The sequence below is a fragment of the Priestia sp. P5_B4 genome, assembly GCF_056400385.1.
In genome coordinates, this window is record NZ_JBFULJ010001054.1 from 1 (window position 1) to 1185 (window position 1185).

General features: G+C 37.8%; 3 protein-coding genes. All 3 read right to left on the minus strand.

All coding sequences use genetic code 11. The annotated features are described in order from the left end of the window. A partial coding sequence (locus AC1DRF_RS28705; protein ID WP_477742399.1) for a PIG-L family deacetylase occupies positions 1-283 on the minus strand: 283 nt, incomplete at its 3' end. A 23-nt stretch (positions 284-306) separates the two neighbouring features. After that, entirely contained in the window at positions 307-654 is a 348-nt protein-coding gene (locus AC1DRF_RS28710; protein WP_427076252.1) for a YojF family protein, read from the minus strand. A 46-nt stretch (positions 655-700) separates the two neighbouring features. Continuing rightward, the coding region (locus AC1DRF_RS28715) for a 5'-3' exonuclease (protein WP_477742400.1) at positions 701-1185 on the minus strand (485 nt) is incomplete at its 5' end.

Sequence of the window (1185 nt, forward strand, 5' to 3'; positions counted from 1 at the left end):
CATCAATATCAAGAAATTCCAGCGTTTTATCACGAAGCCCTAGCATACGCAAGTCTTGAATATCTAAAACGTTCGCTAAATCTAAAAGTTCTTTTTTTCGGATTTGAGGTAAAGTTTCACGGTTAGCAAACAGCGGTCTACCCATATTTCGTCCCATTTCACCTAGCGTAACACAGGCATATGTAACGGGCGTTCCTTTTTGTCTAGCTTGCGTGATCATTCCTGCTGCTCCATATGCTTCATCGTCAGGATGAGGAAATACAATTAATAATCTTTCTTCCATGTTCTATTCTCCTCTCTTTTCTGTTATGAAAACGGATGTTCACTTAATTGAAGGGCAACTGCTAAACGGCCTTCAAAGTCATGCCCAGCTAGAAGAAGTCGGCCGCCTTCATCAATTTCCCAATCTGTTAATCCCTCTGCATAAATCCATCCTAAATCAATTTGAAGACCTACACGATAAGGACCTTCTCCAGTTATCTTTCCGTTTGAAATAGTGACTTTACCATTGCGAATAAAAGCCCCAACTGTCATTACTTTTTCATTTACGTGTGAAGCATATGCACCGTTTGTCGTTTCAAGGTGTACATATACGTCTTTATTTAAAAATGTTTGTATTTTTTTTTGGACTGTTTCTTTATGAATTGGTTGCACGCTTGTTACTCCTTTCTCATGTTCATAAATTGTATTGTACTAAAAATCATGAGCGAATCCTAATGTTTAGTTCTAGACTTTGAATTTCTTTATTCCATCGTTCATAATCATACATAAATGTTAATTTTCCCCAATTCAACATACTGATTTCTTGAATGTCTATAATAATCTCAGCAAGTTCACGACTAAGCATACCTAGTTCTTTTCCTTCGGCCAGCTTTTTTTTGTAACGATTAAAAGCTGGATCTAATTGTTCAATTTGTGCATAAATTTCATGGATAGAGCCATATTGTTGAATAAGAGGCAGTGCGGCTTTTTCTCCTACACCAGGAACACCCGGAATATTGTCCGATTTGTCACCAAGCAATGCTTTTACGTCCACCCATTGACGAGGATGAATATTGTATTCTTCTTGAAAGTGCTTGAAGCCATAAACAAGATCGCCAACCTGCTTTTTGGCAATAATTTGCGAAATATGTTGATCTAGGAGCTGAAGCAAGTCTCGGTCATTGCTATAGATGTACCCTGGAC